Annotated in this window: 19 protein-coding genes, 1 tRNA gene and 2 pseudogenes; 10 read left to right on the forward strand and 12 right to left on the reverse strand. The window is 62.2% G+C overall.

Features of this window, described 5'->3' with window-relative positions:
- Positions 1 to 100: 100 nt before the first annotated feature.
- A complete protein-coding gene (gene parC, locus FJ941_RS16650) occupies positions 101 to 2,353 on the reverse strand; it encodes a DNA topoisomerase IV subunit A (RefSeq protein ID WP_140507227.1) in 2,253 nt (750 codons plus the stop codon).
- A gap of 331 nt (positions 2,354 to 2,684) precedes the next feature.
- On the opposite strand from parC, the gene FJ941_RS16655 reads away from it, so the two are divergent.
- Positions 2,685 to 3,875: a hypothetical protein gene (locus FJ941_RS16655; protein WP_140507228.1), complete on the forward strand. Its 1,191-nt coding sequence runs from the start codon at positions 2,685 to 2,687 to the stop codon at positions 3,873 to 3,875.
- 110 nt (positions 3,876 to 3,985) lie between these two features.
- Here the strand turns inward: FJ941_RS16655 and aspS are convergent, their stop codons facing one another.
- Positions 3,986 to 5,776, reverse strand: coding sequence for an aspartate--tRNA ligase (gene aspS / locus FJ941_RS16660; protein ID WP_181166600.1), 1,791 nt, complete (start codon positions 5,774 to 5,776; stop codon positions 3,986 to 3,988).
- Positions 5,777 to 5,999: 223 nt separating this feature from the next.
- Between aspS and FJ941_RS16665 the strand changes: the two genes are divergently transcribed.
- The 3 genes and pseudogenes from FJ941_RS16665 to rnd all read left to right on the forward strand — a co-directional run bounded on the left by FJ941_RS16665 (position 6,000) and on the right by rnd (position 7,898).
- Positions 6,000 to 6,374: an avidin/streptavidin family protein gene (locus FJ941_RS16665; protein WP_140507232.1), complete on the forward strand. Its 375-nt coding sequence runs from the start codon at positions 6,000 to 6,002 to the stop codon at positions 6,372 to 6,374.
- A gap of 14 nt (positions 6,375 to 6,388) precedes the next feature.
- A pseudogene (locus FJ941_RS29455) lies at positions 6,389 to 6,671 on the forward strand (MFS transporter); the annotation flags it as partial.
- Positions 6,672 to 6,746: 75 nt separating this feature from the next.
- Entirely contained in the window at positions 6,747 to 7,898 is a 1,152-nt protein-coding gene (rnd, locus tag FJ941_RS16675; protein WP_027143088.1) for a ribonuclease D, read from the forward strand.
- Positions 7,899 to 7,950: 52 nt separating this feature from the next.
- Here the strand turns inward: rnd and FJ941_RS16680 are convergent, their stop codons facing one another.
- The 3 genes from FJ941_RS16680 to guaB are packed head-to-tail and all read right to left on the reverse strand — an operon-like array spanning position 7,951 to position 10,472.
- The gene (locus FJ941_RS16680; protein ID WP_140507234.1) at positions 7,951 to 8,370 is read right to left on the reverse strand and encodes an MAPEG family protein; all 420 of its coding nucleotides are present in this window, start codon (positions 8,368 to 8,370) and stop codon (positions 7,951 to 7,953) included.
- Between the two features lie 25 nt (positions 8,371 to 8,395).
- The gene (locus FJ941_RS16685; RefSeq protein ID WP_181169850.1) at positions 8,396 to 8,938 is read right to left on the reverse strand and encodes a hypothetical protein; all 543 of its coding nucleotides are present in this window, start codon (positions 8,936 to 8,938) and stop codon (positions 8,396 to 8,398) included.
- 31 nt (positions 8,939 to 8,969) lie between these two features.
- Positions 8,970 to 10,472 carry an IMP dehydrogenase gene (gene guaB, locus FJ941_RS16690; RefSeq protein ID WP_140507237.1) on the reverse strand — a complete coding sequence of 501 codons (1,503 nt, stop codon included), beginning with the start codon at positions 10,470 to 10,472 and terminating at the stop codon, positions 8,970 to 8,972.
- A 279-nt stretch (positions 10,473 to 10,751) separates the two neighbouring features.
- Here guaB and FJ941_RS16695 point away from each other — a divergent pair, with 279 nt between their 5' ends.
- A complete protein-coding gene (locus tag FJ941_RS16695; protein ID WP_140507490.1) occupies positions 10,752 to 12,173 on the forward strand; it encodes an MFS transporter in 1,422 nt (473 codons plus the stop codon).
- A 44-nt stretch (positions 12,174 to 12,217) separates the two neighbouring features.
- On the opposite strand, the gene FJ941_RS16700 is transcribed toward FJ941_RS16695, so the two are convergent.
- Positions 12,218 to 12,931 carry an RlmE family RNA methyltransferase gene (locus tag FJ941_RS16700; RefSeq protein ID WP_140507239.1) on the reverse strand — a complete coding sequence of 238 codons (714 nt, stop codon included), beginning with the start codon at positions 12,929 to 12,931 and terminating at the stop codon, positions 12,218 to 12,220.
- A 25-nt stretch (positions 12,932 to 12,956) separates the two neighbouring features.
- A complete protein-coding gene (locus tag FJ941_RS16705; protein ID WP_140507492.1) occupies positions 12,957 to 14,321 on the reverse strand; it encodes a Ppx/GppA phosphatase family protein in 1,365 nt (454 codons plus the stop codon).
- Between the two features lie 55 nt (positions 14,322 to 14,376).
- Here FJ941_RS16705 and FJ941_RS16710 point away from each other — a divergent pair, with 55 nt between their 5' ends.
- The 3 genes from FJ941_RS16710 (at position 14,377) to FJ941_RS16720 (ending at position 15,921) form a co-directional block, all read left to right on the forward strand.
- Positions 14,377 to 14,649: a hypothetical protein gene (locus FJ941_RS16710; RefSeq protein ID WP_140507241.1), complete on the forward strand. Its 273-nt coding sequence runs from the start codon at positions 14,377 to 14,379 to the stop codon at positions 14,647 to 14,649.
- Between the two features lie 85 nt (positions 14,650 to 14,734).
- Positions 14,735 to 15,667 carry a lysylphosphatidylglycerol synthase domain-containing protein gene (locus tag FJ941_RS16715; RefSeq protein WP_140507242.1) on the forward strand — a complete coding sequence of 311 codons (933 nt, stop codon included), beginning with the start codon at positions 14,735 to 14,737 and terminating at the stop codon, positions 15,665 to 15,667.
- Positions 15,668 to 15,847: 180 nt separating this feature from the next.
- Positions 15,848 to 15,921 (forward strand) — tRNA-Gln (locus FJ941_RS16720).
- Positions 15,922 to 16,319: 398 nt separating this feature from the next.
- Here FJ941_RS16720 and FJ941_RS16725 read toward each other — a convergent pair.
- The gene (locus FJ941_RS16725) at positions 16,320 to 17,669 is read right to left on the reverse strand and encodes a calcium-binding protein (protein WP_140507244.1); all 1,350 of its coding nucleotides are present in this window, start codon (positions 17,667 to 17,669) and stop codon (positions 16,320 to 16,322) included.
- A gap of 523 nt (positions 17,670 to 18,192) precedes the next feature.
- On the opposite strand from FJ941_RS16725, the gene FJ941_RS16730 reads away from it, so the two are divergent.
- Positions 18,193 to 18,822: a hypothetical protein gene (locus tag FJ941_RS16730; protein ID WP_140507246.1), complete on the forward strand. Its 630-nt coding sequence runs from the start codon at positions 18,193 to 18,195 to the stop codon at positions 18,820 to 18,822.
- A gap of 29 nt (positions 18,823 to 18,851) precedes the next feature.
- Here the strand turns inward: FJ941_RS16730 and FJ941_RS16735 are convergent, their stop codons facing one another.
- Complete coding sequence (locus tag FJ941_RS16735; protein WP_027143100.1) at positions 18,852 to 19,244, reverse strand: hypothetical protein; 393 nt, start codon at positions 19,242 to 19,244, stop codon at positions 18,852 to 18,854.
- Positions 19,245 to 19,313: 69 nt separating this feature from the next.
- Positions 19,314 to 20,000, reverse strand: coding sequence for a D-lyxose/D-mannose family sugar isomerase (locus FJ941_RS16740; protein WP_140507247.1), 687 nt, complete (start codon positions 19,998 to 20,000; stop codon positions 19,314 to 19,316).
- 186 nt (positions 20,001 to 20,186) lie between these two features.
- Here FJ941_RS16740 and FJ941_RS16745 point away from each other — a divergent pair, with 186 nt between their 5' ends.
- A complete protein-coding gene (locus FJ941_RS16745) occupies positions 20,187 to 21,245 on the forward strand; it encodes a D-TA family PLP-dependent enzyme (RefSeq protein WP_140507249.1) in 1,059 nt (352 codons plus the stop codon).
- Positions 21,246 to 21,249: 4 nt separating this feature from the next.
- Here FJ941_RS16745 and FJ941_RS16750 read toward each other — a convergent pair whose 3' ends face one another.
- Together FJ941_RS16750 and FJ941_RS16755 are read right to left on the reverse strand one after the other, a co-directional pair.
- Positions 21,250 to 22,011 carry a heme ABC transporter permease gene (locus tag FJ941_RS16750; protein ID WP_140507251.1) on the reverse strand — a complete coding sequence of 254 codons (762 nt, stop codon included), beginning with the start codon at positions 22,009 to 22,011 and terminating at the stop codon, positions 21,250 to 21,252.
- A 105-nt stretch (positions 22,012 to 22,116) separates the two neighbouring features.
- A pseudogene (locus FJ941_RS16755) lies at positions 22,117 to 23,886 on the reverse strand (glucan ABC transporter ATP-binding protein/ permease); the annotation flags it as partial.
- Positions 23,887 to 23,903 lie beyond the last annotated feature (17 nt).

The raw sequence follows: 23,903 nt of genomic DNA on the forward strand, positions 1-23,903 counted from the left end.
TCGCTGGACTGCCTTCCCAAAGAATCTCTTCTCAGACCAATTTCAACTCCCAAAACGCCATATGCGATTCCCCTGCCCTCCGGGGGGAGATCGGCAGTTTCTATCCGAACTTGCCAGTCCTCGGGAAACCCTTCGGCACCATACGCCCTGCCGATGCCCTCGCGCCGATCCACTCGGCCAGTTCTTCGCGCGACCGCGTGAAGGTGCGGTCGGCCGAATCCTGCCAGGAAAGACCGGTCGCCAGCGTGAACGGCTTGAGGTCGAGAAGGCCGCCGTCCTTGTATTTCTGCAGCCGCACGCCTTTACCGCGATTCATCTCCGGAATTTCCGAGAGCGCGAACACCAGCATCTTGCGGTTCTCGCCGACGATGGCCAGATGATCGCCGGTGACCGGCTCGCAGCGCTTGGCTTCGTCCGGGGCCTTGACGTTCATCACCTGCTTACCCTTGCGGGTGTTGGCGACCACCTCTTCCTCCGCAACGATGAAGCCGTTGGCGTCGAAAGAGGCGAGCAGCAGCTTGCGCTTGGGATCGTGGACGAAGGCGGTGACGATGTCCTGGTCATTGTCCATGTCGACGATGATGCGGATCGGCTCGCCATGGCCGCGGCCGCCGGGCAGCCGGTCGGCGCCGATCGTGTAGAATTTGCCGCCGGTGGTGAAGACCAGCACCTTGTCTGTCGTCTGGGCATGGAAGGCGAGCTTGAGACTGTCGCCCTCCTTGAAGGTCAGCGTCGAAAGATCGGCCAGATGGCCCTTCATTGCCCGCAGCCAGCCTTTTTCCGAAACCACGACGGTGACCGGCTCGCGCTCGATCATGGCATGCGCGATGTCGGTCAGGTCGTGCTCGGGCGCATCGGCGAACTGGGTACGGCGCTTGCCGATCTCGGTCTCCGGGTCGAACTTGTCGCGAACCTGAGTGACTTCCCACTTGATCGTCGACCACTGCTTTGCATCGGACGCCAGCAGCGCCTCGATCTGCTTCTTCTCTGCGGTCAGGCCATCGAATTCCTTGCGTATCTCGAATTCCTCCAGCTTACGCAACGCGCGCAGCCGCATGTTGAGGATCGCTTCGGCTTGGGTGTCGGTGAGCGACCAGCGGGCCATCATGACCTGCTTTGGCTCATCCTCCTCGCGGATGATCTTGATCACCTCGTCAATGTTGAGATAGGCGATCAGGTAGCCGGCAAGGATTTCCAGCCGCCTCTCGATCTCACCGAGGCGATGTTTCGAGCGACGGATGAGGACGTCGCGGCGGTGATCCAGCCATTCCTGCAGCACGCCTTTCAACGACAGCACGTTGGGCACCTTGCCGCGCGACAGCACATTCATGTTGAGCGGAAAACGGCTCTCGAGCTCGGTGAGCTTGAACAGTGATTCCATCAGGATGCCGGGGTCGACGGAACGGCTCTTGGGCACCAGAACGACGCGGATGTCCTCGGCACTTTCGTCCCTGATATCCTCGAGCAGCGGCAGCTTGCGGGCCATCAACAGCTCGGCGATCTTCTCGATCAGCCGCGCCTTCTGCACGCCATAGGGGATTTCGGTGACGACGATGCTCCAGGTGCCCCTGCCCTGGTCCTCCTGGTTCCATTTCGATCGTACGCGAAAGCCGCCGCGGCCGGTCTCATAGGCTTCGAGGATGGAGGCGCGGCTGTCGACGATGATGCCGCCGGTCGGGAAATCCGGGCCCTGGACGAAATCCATCAGCTTCGCCACCGGCGCGTCGCGATACTCGATCAGGTGCAGTGCGGCGTCGCAAAGCTCGGCCGCGTTGTGCGGCGGGATCGATGTCGCCATGCCGACCGCGATGCCGGACGAGCCGTTGGCCAGCAGATTCGGGAAGGCGCCGGGGAGCACGACCGGCTCCTCGTCCTCTTCATTGTAGGTCGGCCGATAGTCGACGGCATCCTCGGTGATGCCGGCAAGCAATTCGGTCGCCACGTCGGTCATGCGCGCTTCGGTGTAGCGCATGGCGGCGGCGTTATCGCCGTCGATGTTGCCGAAATTGCCCTGGCCGTCGACCAGGGGGTAGCGCATCGAAAAATCCTGCGCCAGCCGTACCAGCGCATCATAGATCGACTGGTCGCCATGCGGGTGGAACTTGCCCATCACCTCGCCGACGATACGGGCGCATTTGGCAAAACCCTGGTCGGGATTGAGGCGCAGCAGGCGCATGGCGTGCATGATACGGCGATGGACCGGCTTCAGTCCGTCGCGAACGTCGGGCAGCGCCCGGTGCATGATGGTCGACAGCGCATAGGCGAGATAACGCTCTTCCAGCGCCTTCTTCAGATCGACCGGTTCAATATGATCGCCGCCGCCATTGTCAGGCGGTAAAAGCCTTTTTCCCATGGGCTGGGACTAGCCGAGCGGGTGATTCGCGGCAAGAGGCGCGCACCGGACCGGTCGATTTGCGCACGTTTCTGCAACAGGAGACCGCAAGGTCGAGCTTGCCGGCCAACATCAATCTGTTACATGCCGCATCTATTGCGAAGCACGCTGGCGGCCCGACCTTCATGCCAAATTCACTGCATTGTCCAATAGCGTTCGGATCGGGTTTGCCTTTCAACGCGATTTTCGACCATTGTGCCGGGACACGCCTTTTTCCCGTCCAGTTCGTCACGGAATGGTGATGGCGCAAAGAATTGAAAAATAATTTCAGGATACTCTCAGGGACCTTGCGATGACAATCAACCGCTCAACTCTCCGGAAATTCGCTCTTTCGACCTTTTTGCTCACACTGCCGCTGAATGCTGCCCTTGCCCAGGACGCCGCGGTCGCGGACCGGCTGAAGGCTGCGCTCTCCGCACAGGGCGTCGACATCTCTTGGACCGGCGTGACCGGCGACAACACCAGCATGGTGCTGCAGGGCGTGTCGGTGAAACCGGCCGCGGAAAAGGAAGCGCTGACGATCGGCGACGTCAAGCTCGAGAACATCACCGAAGCCAATGGCGGCTATGATATCGGCACCGTGTCGACCTCGGCCTTCGAACACAGCAAGGACGGCGTCACCCTCGATCTCAGCCCCTTCATCATCCACGACATGACGGTGCCGGCCGACGGCTCCACCAGCCCGCTTGGCTCGCTGATGATGTATAAATCCGCTGAACTGTCGAACATGACGGTCAAGGTCGCCGACAAAACCGCATTCTCGATGGACGGCCTTGCCATCGAGATCACGCCGCCCGCCGACGGCAAGGCGATGGAGTTCACCGCCAATACGGAGAAGTTCACGGCCGATCTCTCGCTCGTCGACGATCCCAAATCCAAGGAGGTCATCAGCGCGCTCGGCTACCAGAACATCTCGGGCAATCTCGAAATGGCCGGCACCTGGCAACCATCTGACGGCAAGATGGAACTCTCGAAATACGACATCTCCGTCGAGAATGCCGGCACGCTCGGCATGACCTTCGACCTCGGCGGCTACACGGTCGACTTCATCAAGTCGTTGCAGGAAATGCAGAAGAAGATGGCCGCACAGCCGGAAGGCGCCGACAATTCGGCGCAAGGCATGGCCATGCTCGGCCTGTTGCAGCAGCTTTCGTTCAACAGCGCCTCGATCCGCTTCGACGACGATTCGCTGACCGGCAAGGTGCTGGACTATGTCGGCAAGCAGCAGGGCATGTCGGCCAAGGACATCGCCAACCAGGCCAAGGCGATCGTACCGTTCGGCATGGCGCAGCTCAACAATCCGGAACTCACGGCTCAGGTGACCGCCGCGGTCAGCAAATATCTCGACGATCCGAAGAGCCTCGAAATCTCGGCCGAGCCGCCGGCATCGGTGCCGTTCGCTCTGATCATGGCGGGCGCCATGTCGAACCCGCTGGACCTGCCGAAGACGCTCGGCGTCAGCGTCAAGGCGAACGAGGACTGATCGAAGCGGCCTCAGGACACGAAAAAACCGGCAGCGATGCCGGTTTTTTTGTTGCCGAATCGGAAGAACCGGTTCGAGCAAGTTCCTGAAGTGAAGCCCGAAGCTTCTGGTCAGGCGTCCTTCTTGGTTGGCGCGACGCGCAGCGCCAAATCGCGAAGCTGCTGCGGGCTCGCTTCCGAGGGCGCGTTCATCAACAAATCATAGGCCTGCTGGTTCATCGGGAACATGGTGATTTCGCGCAGGTTCTTGGCGCCGACCAGAAGCATGACGACGCGGTCGACACCGGCGGCCATGCCGCCATGCGGCGGCGCGCCATACTGGAAGGCGCGATAGAGGCCGCCAAAGCGCTCCTCGACCGTGGCGCGGTCCAGCCCGACCGTCTCGAATGCCTTGACCATGGTTTCTGGCAAATGGTTGCGGATGCCGCCGCTGGCGATCTCGAAACCGTTGCAGACCATGTCGTACTGAAAGGCCTTGATGCCGAGCAGGTCCTCGCCGTTCAGCGCATCGATGCCGCCCTGCGGCATCGAGAACGGATTGTGGGCGAAGTCGATCTTCTTCTCCTCCTCGTTCCATTCGAAGAACGGGAAGTCGACGATCCAGCACAGTTCGAAGCGCTCGCGGTCGACAAGGTTCAACTCCTCGCCGGCGCGCGTGCGCGCGGCGCCCGCAAAGGAGACGAACTTCTTCGGGTCGCCGGCGACGAAGAACGCGGCATCACCATCTGCAAGGCCAAGCTGGAGGCGGATCGCCTCGGTGCGCTCCTCGCCGATGTTCTTGGCGAGCGGGCCGGCGCCTTCGAGCTTGTCGCCCTCCTTGCGCCAGAAGATGTAGCCTAGCCCCGGCTGGCCCTCGCCTTGCGCCCAGCTGTTCATGCGATCGCAAAAGGCGCGGCTGCCGCCGGTTTTTGCCGGAATGCCCCACACCTCGGCCTTCGGGTCGTTGGACAGGATGTTGGCGAACACCTTGAAGCCGGACTCGCGAAAATGGTCGGAGACGGCCTGCATCTCGATCGGATTGCGCAGGTCCGGCTTGTCGGAACCGTATTTGCGCATGGCGACATCGTAAGGGATGCGCTGGAATTTCTGCGTCACCGGCTTGCCGTTGGCAAAGGTCTCGAAGACGCCGCGCATCACCGGTTCCATGGTCGACAGCACATCGTCCTGCTCGACGAAACTCATTTCGACGTCGAGCTGGTAGAATTCGCCAGGCAGACGGTCGGCGCGCGGGTCTTCGTCGCGGAAGCACGGCGCGATCTGGAAATAACGGTCGAAGCCGGACACCATGATAAGCTGCTTGTACTGCTGCGGAGCCTGCGGCAGCGCGTAGAAGGTGCCAGGATGGATGCGCGACGGCACCAGGAAGTCGCGCGCGCCTTCCGGCGACGAGGCGGTAAGGATCGGCGTCGAGAATTCGGTGAAGCCGACCTCGCCCATGCGCTTGCGCATCTCGGCGATGATTTTCGTGCGCGCCACGATGTTCCGGTGCAGCGTCTCACGGCGCAGGTCGAGGAAGCGGTATTTCAGCCTGATGTCCTCGGGGTAGTCCGGTTCGCCGAATACCGGCAGCGGCAATTCCTTGGCCGCCGACAGCACCTCGATCTCGCGGGCGAAAATCTCGATCTCACCGGTCGGCAGGTTGGCGTTCGTGGTTTCCGGCAGGCGTGCCTTGACCTCGCCGTCAACGCGGATCACCCATTCGCCGCGCAAGGTCTCGGCGACCTTGAAGGCAGGCGAATCCGGATCGGCGACGATCTGGGTCAGGCCGTAATGGTCGCGCAGATCGATGAACAGCAGGCCGCCATGGTCGCGCACGCGATGCACCCAGCCCGACAGGCGAACGGAATTGCCGACGTCGCTCTTTCGCAACTGGGCACAGGTATGGCTGCGGTAACGGTGCATGGTCATGGATAAAAAGTCCGGGATTGTGGGTTGCGGGCCAAAGCATCGCAGCCCGGCCCAAAATTTGCGCGAAAAGCGCATGAGAGGCATGGTTTGTCAAGGCAAACGGATGGAGCGGCAGTCTCTCAGTCTGGAACTTCGGGTTTCAATCCATAGCCGGTCATGTGGCGGAACCGTAAACCGCCTCTCGCGTTGGCGCATGATGGAGTGAGAGGAGGCAAACATGTTTTCCTGGAAGGGCACTTGGCGCAATCAATACGGTTCGGTTGTAGTTATCGAAGACGATAGCGATGGTTTGATCCGCGGTGTCTTCAAGACAGCATTGCCCGACAGCAGCTTTTCCGGGATGGAAGTGCCTCTCCACGGGGCCGCTCATGGAGATGTGATTGGCTTTACTTCCGCGGCGTCAGGAAAAACGGGCCCGGCGGCGGTCGGCTACACCGGCATTTTTCGGGACGGCAAGATGGAGATGTTGTGGCACACAGTGGCTGGAATGGCACTTTCAGCCGATGCCGAGGGTGAGCCCGCAAAGCTGACCCAGGTTGGAACATGGCGCGCCTTCGGGACCAGCCTAGACACTTTTGAGCGCGTCGATTGAATCCTCTGACCGCCGGCGAGTTCGTGCTGATCAACGCGGCCCTGATGCTGTTCTATTCCTTCGGCGCCATTGGCGGCCCGTTCGCGGCCTCGACAGCGATGCAGTATTTCGGGCAAGCGCGCTGTTTGTCTTCAGCGCCGTGGTCTACGCGGTCTTCACCGCCGTCATCCTCTCCGGCGTGGGTCCGGCGTGCCGGCCGGCAAGCGCAGCCGCTTCACCGCGGTGTTGCGCACCTCGACCATTTTTGCGCGGCTGGCGAGGAGAAATAGTGATCCAGACAGTCCGGAAGGGCCGTGACGGTGGCACCACAGCTTGACGAAAGCCTTCCCGGCTGAAATCTAGGAAGACCCTACTCCTGCCAAAAGCGATTTGATGCACGTCATCACCACCCAGAAAGAACTCGAGACCGTTCTCGCCGCTTTCGAAAAGTCGGATTTTGTCACCGTCGACACCGAATTCATCCGCGAAACGACCTTCTGGCCCATCCTGTGCCTGATCCAGATGGCCGCGCCCGGCGTGACGGCGCTGATCGATCCGCTGTCACCTGATATCGACCTCGCTCCCTTCTTCAGGTTGATGGCCAACGAGGCGGTGGTCAAAGTCTTCCACGCCGCCCGGCAAGACATCGAAATCATCGTCCATCTCGGCGATCTCGTTCCGCACCCGGTGTTCGACACACAGGTGGCGGCGATGGTCTGCGGCTTCGGCGACAGCGTTTCCTACGATCAGCTCGTGCAGCGCATCACCGGCGCACGACTCGACAAGTCGTCGCGCTTCACCGACTGGCGCCACCGCCCGCTGTCCGACAAGCAGCTCGACTACGCGCTGGCCGACGTTACCCATTTGATCGAGGTCTATCAGCACCTCAACGCCGAGCTGGCGCGGGAAAACCGCGCCCACTGGCTGAATGAGGAGATGGATGTCCTGACCTCGCGCGAGACCTACGATCCGCATCCCGAGGACGCCTGGAAGCGGCTGAAGATGCGGCTTCGCAAACCGCAGGAGCTGGCGATCGTCCAGACCGTAGCGGCATGGCGCGAACGCGAGGCGCGCGAGCGCGACGTGCCGCGCGGCCGCGTGCTCAAGGACGATGCGATCTACGAGATCGCGCAGCAAGGGCCGCGCGATGCGGCAGCCCTTGCCAAGCTGCGCACCACGCCCAAGGGCTGGGAACGCTCCTCGACGGCGACGGCACTGCTCGGCGCGGTCAACACCGCGCTTGCCCTCCCCAAGGAGCAGATGCCGAAACTGCCGAAAAGCTTCCAGCCGCCCGAGGGCTCGAATGCGGCCGCGGAGCTCTTGAAAGTGCTGCTCAGGATCATCGCCGAAAAGCAGGGCGTCGCCTCGAAGGTGCTCGCCTCCAGCGACGATATCGATCGCATCGCCGCCGAAGGCGAGGATGCCGATGTGCCGGCCCTGCAAGGCTGGCGGCGCGCCGTGTTCGGCGAACAGGCGCTGAAACTTGTGCGCGGCGAGATCGGCATCAAGTTCGACAATCGAAAAATAGCAGTGTTCGACCTGTAGGTTCAGTCTCTCTTCTTCCGTCGCGGGAGAAGAGGGTTAACGCCAACTCTGCTCAAACCACCTCGAGCAGGTGAAGAGCGAGCCAGATCCAGCCCAACAGGACAATGACCGCTCCAAGGAAGAAAGAGCGGCTGCGCCAGCGCAGATCGTTGCTGGTCAGGTGAACCCAGGCGTGAAAGTAGCGGGTGACCACAAAGCCCCACATCAGCGCCAGTGTCAGATAGTTGACGCCCTTGGTGACGTGCAGCGCCAGGCACAGCACATAGAAAAGCACCGGCAGTTCGAACTGATTGCTGAGATTGCCGGCAACGGTCGCGCAGGAGGCCGGTTCTGTCGAGCGGGCCTTGTACTGGCTCGCCTTCGCCTCGCCCGAGTTGACCGCAACATATCGGCGCCGGCCCAGTACGCAATAGACGATATAGATCAGCAGCACGTGGGCGAGCACCGGCCAGAAGATCGCGGTCTGGTTCATGCAGTCGCCCCTGCCCTGTTCGGCTTCAATTCTGACGTCTTTGGCCCGCCAACCAGAAAGCGGCAATGACGATGACCGGGACGGCGAGAAGCACGAATTTGGTGACGATGAGCGCCGAGGCGAAAGACAGCGAGTCCGGGTTGGCGTAGAGGAAATCGGACAGAAGCCGCGCCACGGCGATATTCTGGGCGTAGTCGGCGAGCGTGTAGGGCAGCACCAGGATCAGCGCGAAGATCGCCTGCATCTGAGCAGGCAACACGCGGAAATTCTTCAGTCGCCGGCCAGTTGCCAGGATCAGGCTGACCAGCGTCAGCGACAGCAGCGCCGGAAACAAAAGATCGAAGGTCAGGTAATGCCAGACCAGGATGATCTCGCTGCCGCGCCGGCCAAGCGCCGTCAGCCAGGCCATGCCTTGGTCGGGCGTGAATCCGAAATAGCGCATGTCGAGCGAGGCCAAGCCCCCGCTCAATTGGCGGAAATAGAAGAACTCCATGCCCGTCATGGCGATGAAAACCGCCGCCGAGAGAAAGCAGAGCGCCCCGACATGGCGCGACAGGCGCAGCACCATGGCGGTCAAGTTGCGCCAAAGCCCGGAAGAATCAGGCTCCGCCGGGATAGTTGGGGCTTTCGCGGGTAATCGTGACGTCATGGGCGTGGCTTTCACGAAGTCCGGCGTTGGATATGCGCACAAAAGTGGCGCGGTCGCGGAAATCGGCAAGGTCGCGGCCACCAACATAACCCATAGCGGCTTTCAGCCCGCCTGCAAGCTGGTGCAGCACGCCAGACACAGGTCCTTTGTAGGGAACCTGCCCTTCAATGCCTTCCGGCACCAATTTCAGCGTGTCGCGCACCTCGGCCTGGAAGTAACGATCGGCGGAGCCCCGCGCCATGGCGCCGACCGAGCCCATGCCGCGATAGGCCTTGAAGGAGCGGCCCTGGTGCAGATAGACCTCGCCCGGGCTTTCGTCGGTCCCGGCAAGCAGCGAGCCGATCATGGCGGCACTGGCGCCGGCGGCGAGTGCCTTGGCGAGATCGCCGGAATATTTGATGCCGCCGTCGGCAATCACCGAGGCGCCCGATTTATGCGCTGCCTCGACCGCCGACATGATGGCTGAAAGCTGGGGAACACCGACCCCGGCCACGATGCGGGTGGTGCAGATTGAGCCCGGACCAATGCCGACCTTGACGGCATCGGCGCCGGCGTCGATCAGCGCCCGCGTGCCTTCGGCGGTGGCGACATTGCCGGCCAGGATGCGCACGGAATTGGAAAGCTTCTTCGCCCGCGTTACCGCGTCCAGCACCCGCTGTGAGTGGCCATGCGCGGTATCGATCACCAAAAGGTCCACGCCGGCCTCGATAAGGCGCTCCGCGCGTTCGAAGCCGTCATCGCCGACGCTGGTGGCGGCCGCGGCGCGCAGGCGCCCCTGCGCATCCTTGGTGGCATGCGGGTTGAGCTGCGATTTCTCGATGTCCTTGACGGTGATCAGCCCGACGCAATTACCCGTTTTGTCGACCACCACCAGCTTCTCGATGCGGTGCTGGTGCAGAAGCCGCTTGGCCTCGTCCTGGTCGACATTCTCCTTGACCGTGATCAGGTTCTCACGGGTCATCAATTCGTAGACCTTTTGCGCCGGATCGGAAGCGAAGCGCACGTCACGGTTGGTCAGGATGCCGACGAGCCGGCCGGTCTTGTGCCCGCCGGCGCCGCCATTCTCGACCACCGGAATGCCCGAAATCGAGTAGGTGCGCATCAGCGACAATGCGTCGGCGAGCGTGGCGTCGGGACCGATCGTGACCGGGTTGACCACCATGCCGGATTCGAATTTCTTGACCTGCCGCACCTGCTCGGCCTGTTCGGCGGGCGAGAAATTGCGATGGATGACGCCGATGCCGCCGGCCTGCGCCATGGCAATGGCGAGCCTTGCCTCGGTGACCGTGTCCATCGCCGCCGACAGGATCGGCACGTTGAGGTCAATGTCACCGGCGATGCGGGTGCGGATGTCGGTCTGGCCGGGCATCACCTCGGAATGACCGGGCTGCAAGAGCACGTCGTCAAAGGTCAGCGCCAGTGCGCCGGTGGAGGTTTCGATGATTTTTGCCATGGCCAGCCCTTTGAATGCAGAAAAAGCGCTGGACCGGAATGGACAGCGCCGACTCATTATTCCCTTTCAGGATTGGCGGTGGCTGGTAACACGTCCAGCGGCCGATGAAAAGCTGATCGTTGCTTGCACAACAGGATCACTCGAGCCCAGGCGACGCGACCCCTGGTTGCGATCGCACAAAAGTGACAGCATTTAACACGACATCGATGTCCGGCCATGATAACCGCCCTGCGTGCCGGCGAGGTCGGCAACATCTGGAATCAAACCCGGACGCGTTCGTTGAACCGCACCATCCCGCTTATCCTTGCGGTCGCTCTTTTCATGGAAAACATGGATTCGACCGTCATCGCGACATCGCTGCCGGCGATCGCCATCGACATTCATACCAGCCCTATCGCGCTGAAACTGGCGCTGACAGCCTATCTGGTGTCGCTGGCGATCTTCATTCCGATCAGCGGCTGGATGGCCGATCGCTTCGGCGCCAAGAACATCTTTCGTGCCGCGATCGCGGTGTTCATTGCCGGTTCGGTCGCCTGTGCCCTCTCCGGTTCCCTGCCGGCGTTCGTGGTGTCTCGCTTCCTGCAAGGCATCGGCGGCGCCATGATGACCCCGGTCGGACGCCTGGTTCTGGTTCGTGCCACGCCCAAAAGCGAACTGGTAGCGGCCATGTCCTGGCTGACCGTTCCCGCACTGGTCGGGCCGCTGGTGGGCCCGCCGATCGGCGGCTTCATCACCACCTACTTCACCTGGCACTGGATTTTCCTGATCAACGTGCCGATCGGCCTGATCGGCATCTGGCTGGCCACCCGCTTCCTGCCGGAAACTGAATCGATGGAGACGCCGCCGCTCGATTTCGTCGGCTTCGTGCTGAGCGGACTGGCCGCATCCGGCGTCGTCTTCGGCCTGTCGGTGGTCAGCCTGCCTTATCTGCCGCCGGCGACCGGCTTCATCACGATCGCCGTGGGGCTGCTGTCGGGCGCGCTCTACCTGATGCATGCGCGCCGCGCCAGGAATCCGCTGCTCGCACTTGAGTTGTTCCGCAACCAGGTGTTCCGCTCGTCGGTGCTCGGCGGCAGCCTGTTCCGCATCGGCATCGGCGCGGTGCCGTTCCTATTGCCGCTGATGTTCCAGATCGGCTTCGGGCTGACCCCGTTCCAGTCCGGCATGATCACCTTCGTCTCGGCGATCGGCGCCATCGGCATGAAATTCGTCACCGCGCTGATCTTCCGCGTTGTCGGCTTCCGCCGCGTGCTGATCCTGGGCTCGCTTGTCGCCGCCGCATCGATCGCCATCTATGGTCTCTTCACCCCAGAGACGCCCTATGCGTTGATGCTGGCCATATTGCTGGTCGGCGGCTTCATCCGCTCGATGTTCTTCACCGGTGTCAACGCACTCTCCTATGCCGAGGTGTCGGCCGAGGACACCAGCAAGGCGACACCGATCACGGCGGTGTTCCAGCAATTGTCAATCGCGCTCGGCGTGGCGCTCGCCGGCGGCGTTCTGGAAGTCTCGACCTCGATCCATGGCGGCCCGCTGACGCTGGGCGACTTCCATATCGCCTTCTTCCTCGTGGCGGCGGTATCGGCGGCGGCATCGCTGTCGTTCATGCGGCTGGCACCCGATGCCGGCAATGCCGTCTCCGGCCATGGCCCGCTGACAACGCCCAAGACGCTGGAACAGGTGAGATCGCCGGGAGAGTGAGGCTCTCTCCCTTCTCCCCTTGTGCAAGAGGAGAAGGGAGAGCGTTACTCCCTGCTCGGCTCTCGCCCCTTGAAGTCCTTGGCCAACAGATAAAGCTCCACCGACTCATCGCGCGATGCCGGTGGCTTGACGTGGTGGACGGAGCGGAAATTCTTCTTGAGCATGGAGAGCAGCTCGTTCTCGGCGCCACCCTGAAAAGTCTTGGCCAGGAAATGGCCGCCGGGCTTCAAGACCGACAGCGCGAAATCGGCCGCCACCTCGCACAGATGCATGGTGCGGATATGGTCGGTCCGCTTGTGGCCGGTGGTCGGTGCGGCCATGTCGGACAGCACGACATCCGGATCCCCGCCCAGCGCTTCGGAGAGCTTTTGCGGAGCCTGCGGATCGAGAAAATCCAGCAGCAGCACCGGCGCGCCAGGCACGGCGTCCATTTCGAGATAATCGATGCCGACGACATACGGATGCTCGGCCGTCGATTTCGTGCGCGCGGCCGCGACCTGACACCAGCCGCCGGGGGCGGCACCGAGGTCGATCACCTTCATGCCGGGTTTCAAGAGGTTGTGCTTGTCGTCAATCTCGATCAGCTTGTAGGCCGCGCGCGAGCGATAGCCGTCGGCTTTGGAGCGCTGGACATAGGGATCGTTGATGTGGCGCTGCAGCCAGCGGCGCGACGATTCCTTCAGGCCGCTTTTCTTCTTGATCCGCGTTTTCAACACGCGAATGCTGGCGGACCCTGGTTTTTCCGGTTTCTTGGTCATTGCCTGATTTCTTGTTTGAGCATGATCATGCCCTAGCACGTCCATCGTTGCGCCAGACGCCGTCATCGGCCATCAGCTCGCTCAATATGCCCTCGCGCAGGCCCCGGTCGGCGACGCGAAGCCGCTCCGAGGGCCAGACGGCGCGGATTGCCTCGAGGATAGCACAGCCGGCGAGCACGAGATCGGCGCGGTCAGCACCGATGCAGGGGTTGGCGCAGCGCTGCTGGAAATCCCAGCCGACCAGCCTCTCCACCATGCGGTCGACGCTGTCGCGGTCCATCCACAGGCCGTCGACCCGGCGGCGGTCGTAGCGTTCGAGGTCGAGATGGACGCCGGCCAGCGTCGTCACCGTCCCCGAAGTGCCCAACAGATGGAAATTCGGGCTGGCCTTGAGATGGCTCAACCGATCGCGGCCGTCGAAAGCGGCCAGCCTGCCGGCGACGTCGTCGACCATGGCGGTGAAGATCTCGCGCGTTACGGTGCGGCCGCCAAAGCGTTCCGCCAATGACACGACGCCGACCGGCAGCGATGTCCACGAAACGATATGGTTGGCGAGGCGTGGCGAACGGCGGCCGGTGAGATCGATCAGCGCTATCTCGGAGGAGCCGCCGCCGATGTCGAACAGGACGACGCCTTGCGTGTCGCGCTCGACCAGCGAACCGCAGCCGGAAACCGCAAGGCGGGCTTCGGTCTGGCGGTCGATGATCTCGAGCTTCAGGCCGGCTTCGCGTTCGACACGATCGAGGAACTCGACGCCGTTTTCGGCGGTGCGGCAGGCTTCGGTGGCGATCAGCCTTGCCTTCCTGATCTTGCGGCCGCGCAGTTTGTCACCGCAGACCTTCAGCGCCTCAACCGCGCGGTCCATCGCCGGCTGGCCGAGCCGGCCATTGGCGGTGAGCCCCTCGCCCAGCCTGACGATGCGTGAGAAGGCATCGATGACGCGGAACTGGCCGTGACGCGTGGGGACGGCGACCAGCAGCCGACAATTGTTGGTGCCGAGGTCCAGCGCCGCAAAGACCGGAAGCTCGTGCACCGGTGGCCTGCGGTGTCCTTGCTCGGGGCGTGGGATTGGAACGACGGGCGAGATCGCCGCAGCGGCAACAGGCTTCAGCTCCACTGCCGCGACAGCGGCCTTGCCTTGTGCCGGCGATCGATTGTCCCCGGGGCGCGCATCGTCGCGCGCAAAAACCTTGCGCCCACGCCTTCGCTTGCGCCGTTTCTTGGGCTTGCCCTTCTGGCTGTGGGTCGCGTCGCCTGCCTGCCCGTTCACGGAGCGAGGCTCCGTCGGGCGGCGTTGCTGCCAACCGGCTGTGCCCGGACCTGACGATCCCGGGGAAGCGCTGGACGCGCCCACCTCCGGCGCGCCTGCGCCGGTGTCGCGGTCTTCCACTGTCGTTCCTTCCGGCGCCGCGCGAACCGGTGACGGACGCAGCAGGCGCTTTGGCATGTTTCAAGTTGCGGCCAGATTAACAGTGCTGTGGGCGATCACCAAGGGCCGCATGCTGAATTTTGCCGGCAGGGGCGCGAACCGCCTTTTTCGCTGCACCGCCGTAATGTACCCGCAAGGCTGGATTGATAACGCGGCGCCAGCGAAGACCGCGCCCGTCGAAGCCGATGCCCTCGCCGCTTGTCAGCGTTTTGCGCCCTGTCCAGTGCAGGCAGGTCTTGCCGGCATCAGGCGCGACAAGTGTTCGCGGTTGAATAGCCGGCTTCAATGAGGCATTTCTGAAATGAATGGGGAATGCGGGGCGGTTGGCCTCTCGACAGAAAGGAAGCGGATACACAACGCATGGCAGTCGGGCAATGAACTGGAAACGCTATTTCTGGCCGGTCGTCGGCATCGGCGCGGTGATCTTCTCGCTGCTGCTGCTCTGGCATGAATTGCGCGGCATCTCTCTGGATGACGTCTGGGACGGGCTGGCGGCCATTCCGACTCGCGACTGGATACTGGCAGGCTTGAGTTCGGTCGTTGCCTATGCCGCGCTCGCCGGCTACGATCACATCGCGCTGCTGCATATCGGGAGACGAGTGTCGTGGCTGTTCGTCACGCTCTGCTCCTTCACCACCTATGCGCTGTCGCACAATATCGGCGGTTCGGTGTTTTCCGGCGCCGTCATCCGCTACCGCGCATACGGCACCAGGGGCCTGACCGGCCAGGAAGTCGGCGTGCTGGTGGCGGTCTGCTGGATAACCTTCGTGCTGTCGACGATACTCGCCTCGGGCCTTGTGCTGGTGTTCGAGCCGCAGATTATCGACCGATTCTCCGGCATCGCCCATCACGGCCTGTCGGAGGCCGCAGGCATCGCGATGCTGATCCTCATCGCAGCCTATATATTCGGTAGTTGGCTGCATCTGCGCCCGTTGACGATCGGCAGCTTCCAATTGCACTATCCGGCGCTGCCAATCGTCGCACGGCAATTGCTGATCGGCCCGATCGAACTGATCGCCGCCGCGGCGATCATTTTCTTCGCCCTGCCCGGCGTGCACAATCCCGGCTATTTCGTCGTGCTGGGCGTCTTCCTCGTCTCCTTCTCGGTCGCCCAGATCTCGCATGCGCCGGGTGGCCTCGGCGTGTTCGAGGTGGTGTTCCTGGCCGGGCTTTCCGACATGGAACCGGTCGGCGTGCTGGCGGCGCTGCTGGTGTTCCGGCTGTTTTATCTGATCATCCCGCTGTTTCTGGGCCTGGGCATCGTGCTGTTCTTCGAACGCTCGCAATTCAGCCGCAAGGAGAGCTGAGGCATCGGATCGGACTTTGCACCCGCGTTGTGCGCGCCATATGAACTCGGCGCCTGATACCAGCGGCCGAAACGTTGCGATTGAACCGCAGAGCAGGCTTGACTATTTTCCGCTGGCGGCTACAAGGCAGCGCTCAAGCGGCTCAGCCGTTCGGCCCGCGCGGTCCATGACCGCGCCTGCTGGGGAATAGGTTAACGGTAGACCCACGGACTCTGACTCCGTTAGTCCTGGTTCGAATCCAGGTTCCCCAGCCACTTCTCTTTTTCACAACAAAATCAAGCAGTTTAGGCGCGTTAGGAAACGCTAGGAGTTACATGCTGGTTGACTAATTTTGCTATGCTGATGCGGCCGCCGTTTCCGCAGGTCAATCAAACGGTTGCCTGAAGGCGGCACAGACTTCGCCTCGGTTCCATTCGCAGCACCAGATGTAGGAGCTTCTCGTTAGGAAGCTGCCCGACGAACGGTCGGCTGGCTTCGCGACCCAGTCCAGGAGCCAAACGCCGTCGTCCATGGATGATTCTTCACGTTGCCCATAAACGTCGGCCGCACTGATCGTGACAGACGCACATGCGCCGGCCCTTGCAATCAGCGGTGCCATCACCAGTTCGGGCCGATGGCGGCGACACCACTATCGGTGCGATCGCAGAAGTGATCAAACGACGAACACGTCGTGATAGGTCAGGGCCGCCCCGGGCTCCAGATGGGCGATTTCCACCTGCGGGGCCGATTTCGAGCCGTCGGGATCATAGGACAGAACGCCGGTGGTCCGGTCGTAGAGCAGGTAATCGTTGCTGTGGGCGGCGTGTTCTCGCAACTCGAAATACGACGAGTTCACCTGTGTCGGGCTGGACAAGGAACCGGGGCCGAGCTTGGTGAAGACAGCACTGTCGAGATAAAGCGCGTCATGTTCTGCGTCGAAGTCGGTGATTGTGTCGACATTGCCGGGGCCATAGGCCGTGTCAAACACGAAGGTGTCCTCGCCCTTGCCACCAGTCAGCACGTCGTTGCCACCGAGGCCCCGCAGTGTATCGTTGCCAGCCTGGGCATCAAAGGTATTGGCCGCGCCGGTGCCGACAAATGTATCGTTCCCGGTCGTTCCGTGCGTCGGGTCGGTCGGAGGCGGCGGTGTCGGGTCGGTCGGCGGGGTCGGAGGTGACGGTGTCGGGTCGGTCCCGTCATGGGCTGCATGCCAGGCCGCCTTGGCGTGGTCCCAATAGTCGCGGGCCGCCTGACCTTGAAGGATCGTCCAGCCGGCGGGCGGCTTTGGATAATCCGCCGGCAGCGGCGTGTCGGAGAGGTTGAGATAGTAATTGCCGTGCGACTCGACCGTCTTGTCCCAGGCCCGCTGCAGCCGCTCCAAGCCGTTGTGGTGAACGTCGGAGATCGCCACAACGCAGTCGATAAAGTGCAAGCTGGGTACAATATCGTTGGCGCCTGTGCCCTTGTCGAGTTTGAATGGCGAACCGTGGGTCATCACGCCTTTGCGAAGGTACTCTCCCATGCCCAGAAGCATGCCATCCATGGTGACCGAGTTGCCAGACCCATTCACCTCACCGTCGCCAAGGCTCACTCCGGAAAACACGTGGTCGAACAAGGAATCGCGGATGGTGCCGCCGATGACGTCGTCGTCCTCGACCGCGTCGTCTCGTGAGTTGCCGACATAGCTATCCTCGATAAGGAAGGTGCCAGTGCCGCCGACACGGATGCCATCCCAGGGCTGGGTGATCGTAAAGTCGTCGATGACAAAGCTGTGGGCTGAATTCACACGGACTGCGGCGGAGTTGACGTAGATGTTCTCCCAGTCGCCGGTTTGGGAGACCGTGCCGTTGATCGTGCCGCCGAAAGCCGTGAGGTTGTCGCCGGGGTTGACGACCGCGAAGGGATAGAGGTTGGTGGGGCTTCCCTGATTGGCAACGATCCACGAGGCGTTGGTGGCATCGATTGTGGTGTCGGCGGGCAGGTTTGATGCCTTGTACTGGCGGTAGCCATAGTCGTCGCTCAAGACAATGGTGTTCGTATTGGCCATGTTCGGCCACCTTTCACACCCCGCCCTTTTTTCTGCCCAAACGCCTGAAGCCAGAAAGGCCTGCACCTACCAGAGCCCTGTTAACCATATCGTGCAAATCACAAAATGTAAAAATAATGGACGTCCCTCGCAAAAAAAGCTGTCGCGCAGCGATTTCAGCGGGGCCCGACGTCCTATATGCCTATATGCTTGGCGCATTAGCACGGGAGAAAGGTGTGTCCCGAGAGCGTGACGCGCATATGTGGCGCGAAGCCGGGAAGCTTGCGGCGTCTGGCGACTATGAAGGATGGCTTGCCATTGAATGGGAGCTTCGTAGCAGAGGATTCTCACGCGCCAAGCTGCTGTTTGATAACGACCGGGTCCGCGAAAAATTGGATGACATCTGTAAGAAGGCACAGGAGCAACGCGCCCACGCCAACCGGACCTAAAGGCCAGAAGCGCGGCGATCTTGCCCTTCACCGATCGCATGTGGGCTGCCATTCCCGTATAAGGCCGCCTGATGGTCACTGACACGGAGTTCATCCGCGAAAGCATCAGCCAAGGCTGCGTGATGCTGGCCGATAGCGAGTTCTTCATCGACAGGTTGGTGAAGTATGTCGGCAACGGGAGGGTCCGGTGGCAGGTCGAATTTCGTGGACATCGAATCGAACTGACGACCGGCCAGCTCAAGAAGCAGCCTACGTTCCGAAGGAAGATGCTCGAACAGGCCGGCGTGCTGCCGTCTCAGCGTACCGGGGCCAATTACAGGCGATGGGCTATCGATCTGAGGAAGAACGCTATCGAGCTTCCTTGGCGCGATAGACCGGTCGATGCCGGATTCGCCGTCGACAGGCTTGTCAGCCATGGGAGCGTCCGGTGGATAGTTGAATACCAAGGCAAGGCAATCAAATTCACGACCACCAAACTGCGCAGGCAAACCAGTTTCCGCAAGAGGATGCTGCTCAAGGCCAAGGTGCTGCCGCCCCAACTTGACCCGGTTGCCTATCGGAAGTGGGTGGACTGGCTGATTCAAAACGCCACGGAGGCGGCACCGCAGACCAGCGATGCCTTGATGACCGAGAAAAGTTGGCTTGACGACCTGCCGGAGCTAGCCGGCTGGCAAAAAGAAGCGCCACCCGAAAGCGACTAAGCCGACCTTCCCAGGCGGTTAATTTCCGATCATGGAATGCTGAAGGGCACCGATTCCGCAACCGTTCCATCAATGGCCAAATCAACACGATAGGTGCCCTCCGGCCATCCCGCCGTAGGTTTGGTGAGTTGTGAATCAGCCTCGTTGTTCGCTCCGACGTCGAGGTCGACCTTGTCGATAGTATAGTTTTCCGGTGCGGCGCCGTGGGAATCGACCGAGACCCAGGAGAATGTGATTTTCGATGTGGGCGCGATATCCACCAAATCGGCCGACACATAAATCACCGGTGTGTCGACAGGGAAGCTGCTCTGAGGCGTTCCCCCGTCCTTCGTCGCGGAAAGGACAATGTTATCAAAGCCGGCCGCATGGGCCGGCAAGCTGAGGGCCGCCAAGGCGGCAACGGCAACTAGAACTGATTTCAAGACTTACTCCTCGGACTTGGTTACCGGCCCGCAAATCTGGGGGCGAATTGGCGCTAAGGGCGGATGCATTCAGCCCAGCCATTTGTCATAGTCGGCCACCAGCAAGTGCAGTGGCTGCGTGTCTTCCTCGATATCGGCGAAACGGCCGATCGGCTCGCGGAAGACATTGTCGGTGCGATCGTCATTGACGGTCGATACCTCGCCGATCAGGACGTCCTTGCCTTCGGCCCAGAAGGCGTGCCAGACGCCGGGCAAAAGCGTGACGCTCTGGCCCGGATCGAGCTTCAACAGCCCGCCCGCCGGCAACCTGTGGATGGTTCCGTCGACCGGCACCGACACCTCGGCCTTGGGGTCGATACCGCCATCGCGGTCATGCATGAACAGTTCAAGCACCAGCTTGCCGCCGCCGCGGTTGATGATGTCCTCGGCCTTGATGTTGTGGCGGTGCATCGGCGACATCTGCTCCTTGCGCGAGATCATGATCTTCTCGGCATAGAGCATGCCCATGCCCTTCTTCATGTCCTCGTAGCGACCGTTGCGAACGGTGAACAGGAACAGGCCGAGATCGTCGAACTTGCCCTGGCCGTAGTCGGTGATGTCCCAGCCGAGCCGTGAGGTGAAGATAGCCGAGGAATCGACCTGACGCGCCTTCATCTCTTCCGGCGACCAATAGGCGAAGGGCGGCATGATGTAGCCGAACGAGCGGATGAAAGCGTCGGCTTCGCGGATGATATCGTTGATTGCGGAGCGTTTCATGATCATGACCCCTGGTCTCGGTTTTTCCGATAGATCGCATAGCCGAACGCCGGTGCGGTGTCGATCCATTCTGCTTATTCGAGCCTTGCGCGTTCCCGACCATGGCCCACCGATCGGGTTCGCCTGCGGCGTGACATCGCTTGCTTTCAGGCCCATAAACCCTGCGAATTTTCACAGAGATAGCCGATGCCGACCATCCATGACCTCGATACGCCGTCGATCCTCATCGACGCCGCACGCGCCGAAGCCAACATCGCCAGAGCGCAAGCCCATGCCGACAAGAACGGACTGAAGCTCAGGCCGCACATCAAGACGCACAAGCTGCCTTATTGGGCGAAGAAACAGGTGGCGGCTGGCGCCGTAGGCATTACTTGCCAGAAGATCGGCGAGGCCGAGGTGATGGCCGATGCCGGGCTGACGGATATCTTTCTCCCCTACAACATCCTTGGGCGCGCCAAGCTCGAACGGCTGAAGGCGCTGCATGGTCGCGTGAAGCTGTCGGTGACGGCCGACAGCGCGCAGACGCTGGAAGGGCTCGCCGCCACCTTCATCGATGCCGGGCACCCGCTATCGGTAATGGTCGAATGCGACACCGGCATGGGACGCTGCGGCGTGCAGACTGCCAATGAAGCGGTTGCGCTGGCGAGGTTGATGGACAAGGCCGGCGGCCTTGCCTTCGGCGGACTGATGACCTATCCGGCCGCCGGCCGGGCAGTGGAGGCCGAAGCCTGGCTTGCCGACGCCAAACAGGCGCTGGCCGCCTCGGGTCTCGCTTGCGAGCGCATCTCCAGCGGCGGCACGCCTGACATGTGGCGTTCCGCCGATGCCTCCGTCGTTACCGAATACCGGCCCGGCACCTATATCTATCTCGACCGTTACCAGGTCGCCAAAGGCGTCGGCGGCCTAGACGATTGCGCGCTGACGGTGCTGGCAACCGTGGTCAGCCATCCGACAGCGTCACGCGCCATTCTCGATGCCGGCAGCAAGGCCTTGTCCAGCGACACGCTGGGGCTAAAGGATTTCGGAGAGTTGATGGGCGTGCCGGGAGCGCTGGTGACGGGCCTGAGCGAGGAGCACGGTACGGTCACGCTGTCGGGCGATGGCAAGCTGCGCATTGGCGAACGCGTGCGTGTGGTGCCGGACCATTGCTGCGTCGTCACCAACCTGTTCAACGAGGTCAATCTGATCGACGGTGAGAAGGTGCTGGGAACGCTGCCGGTGGCGGCACGCGGACTTATGGGGTGAATTTCTAGGCCGGACGCTCCGCCTGCCGCGCCGCCACCCGCCGCATGGCAATGACGCGGCGGCGCCGGATTTCGGTGCGCATGGCCATCAGATGCAGCGTGAAGAAGAGCGCGGTGAAGCCGACGGCCATCACCAGCAGCGGCCAGAGCAGGCTGGGATCGATGGTCGGGCCGCCGAGCCTGAACACGGAAGCCGGCTGGTGCAGCGTGTTCCACCAGTCGACCGAGAATTTGATGATCGGGATGTTGATGAAGCCGACCAGCGTGATGATGGCGGCGACCCAGGCGGCGCGGCTGGCATCATCCAGCGCACGGGTCAGCGCGATGATGCCAAGATACATCAGGAACAGCACGAACACCGAGGTCAGCCTTGCGTCCCAGACCCACCAGGTGCCCCACATCGGCTTGCCCCAGATCGAACCCGTGATCAGCGCCAGCGCGGTGAAGACCGCACCGATGGGGGCCGCTGATTTGAGCGCGACATCGGCTAGCGGATGGCGCCAGACCAGCGTGCCGAGGGCAGACAGCGCCATCAGCGTGTAGCACATCATGGCGAGCCAGGCGAAAGGCACATGGATGTACATGATGCGAACGGTGATGCCTTGCTGGAAATCCTCGGGCGCGGTGAAGCTCATATAGAGGCCGACGGCGAGGACGAGCGCGGCGAGCGCCGCCAACCACGGTACAAGCTTGTCGGCCATCCCGACGAACCGCGTCGGATTGGCAAGATCGGCCCAGCCGCTCAGGCGTGAGGTGGTGTCACTCATGCGACTTTACATAGACCGCCGATGCGTTTGGGGCAATCGAGCGGTGGTGTCGCAGGCGCAGAAGCGTTTTCCTTCCCTCTTGTGGGGGAAGGAAGAACCGGCTCAGGCGGCCTCACCCTGTACGGAGCGGCTGAGGCGGCGGACTTCCTCGTCATTGAGCAGGCCGCCGGCGCGCAGCAGGCTGGCGAAGCGGCCGTTGCGCAGCGACAGTTCGGCGAAGCCACCCATCTCCACCACCTTGCCCTTGTCCATGAACACGACCAGATCGGCGTCGCGGACGGTGGTCAGGCGGTGGGCGATGATGAAGGTGGTGCGGTCGCGGCGCAATTCGTCGATCGCTTCCTTGACGCGATCCTCGGTCTCGACGTCGAGTGCGCTGGTCGCCTCGTCGAGCACCAGGATCGGAGCATCCTTCAGCACGGCACGGGCAATGGCGATCCGCTGGCGCTCGCCGCCAGACAACTGGCCGCCACGTTCGCCGACCACCGTGTCGTAGCCGTTGCTCTTGGCCAGGATGAAATCCTGCGCCGCGGCCGCGGAGGCGGCGGCATGGATTTCTTCGTTGGTCGCGTCGGCACGGCCGACCCGGATATTGTCCTCGATCGAGCGGTTGAGAAGCCCGGCATCCTGGAACACGGTGGCGATCGAATGGCGCAGCGACTTGCGGGTCACCGTGCGGGTATCGATGCCGTCGATCAGGATACGGCCGCTGGACGGCGAGAAGACGCGCTGCAGCAAGTTGATGAGCGTGGTCTTTCCCGCACCTGTCGGCCCGACAATGGCGACGGTCTGGCCCGCCTGGACCTCGAAGGACACATCGCTGACGCCCTGCCCCGAATTGGCGAACTCGAAGCTGACATCCTCGAAACGGACATGGCCGGTGACGTTGGCAAGGTCGCGCAGGCCATCCGGCTCGGCGGTATCGGCGGCCGAGTCCTCGAGCTTATAGAAATCCTCAAGCTTGGCGCGGGCTTCCGAAATCTGAGTGGTGAAGGCCGACATCTGGTCGAGACGGGCGATCAGCATTCCGGCAAAGCCGGTGAAGGCCACGACGTCGCCGACGCGGAGCTGGCCACGGGTGACGAGATACGCGCCGATCGACAGCACGATCATCATCGAAATGGTCGAGGACAGGCGGTTCAGCGCATTGGCAATCGCCCACCAGTCGAGCACAGGATTCTGCGCGTCGAGCAGGCCCTTGACGTAACGCTTCAACGCCGCGGTCTCGTGGCCGATGCGGTTGTAGCTCTGCAGCACGGCGACATTGCTGACGCTGTCGGTCACATGGGCAAACACGGTATGATAGTGACGCTCGACGGCGGTCTGCCCTGCCTTGGTGCGGCGCATGACGATACGGCCGATGCCCACGTAAAGGACGCCAAGGCCAAGCAGCACAATGGACATGCGGACGTCCATCGCAAGCGCGGTCGGCACCAGCAGCACCAGCGCAATGGCCGTCGAAAGATGCACGCGCATGAATTCGAGCCACAAGCTGAAAAGGGTTTCAACGGCGCGCAGCAGCGTGTGCAGCGAATTGGAAGTGCCGCGCTGGTGATGCCAGGCGAGCGGCATGGTGATTACGCGCTCGAAGGACTGGCACAACACTTCCGAACGACGGGCATGGGCGAAGCGATCGGCGCCACGCGCCACCAGCACGAAGGCCATGACATTGAAGAGACCGAGAGCTGCCCAAACCGCGAGCGTCGAAAACACCGGACCTTTTTCGGAAATAGCGCCGATCACCCGGCCTAAAAGGATCGGCTCAAGGATCGCGATGGCTGCAAGCGCGACGTTGGCCGCACAGATCAGCGCGACGCGCTTCTTGTCGGCAGCCAGATATCCCAGCGCTCTCCAATAGATCTGCAGAAGTGACACTTTAGCTACTCCGCCAA

The sequence above is a fragment of the Mesorhizobium sp. B2-3-13 genome, assembly GCF_006442195.1.
Lineage (GTDB): Bacteria > Pseudomonadota > Alphaproteobacteria > Rhizobiales > Rhizobiaceae > Mesorhizobium > Mesorhizobium salmacidum.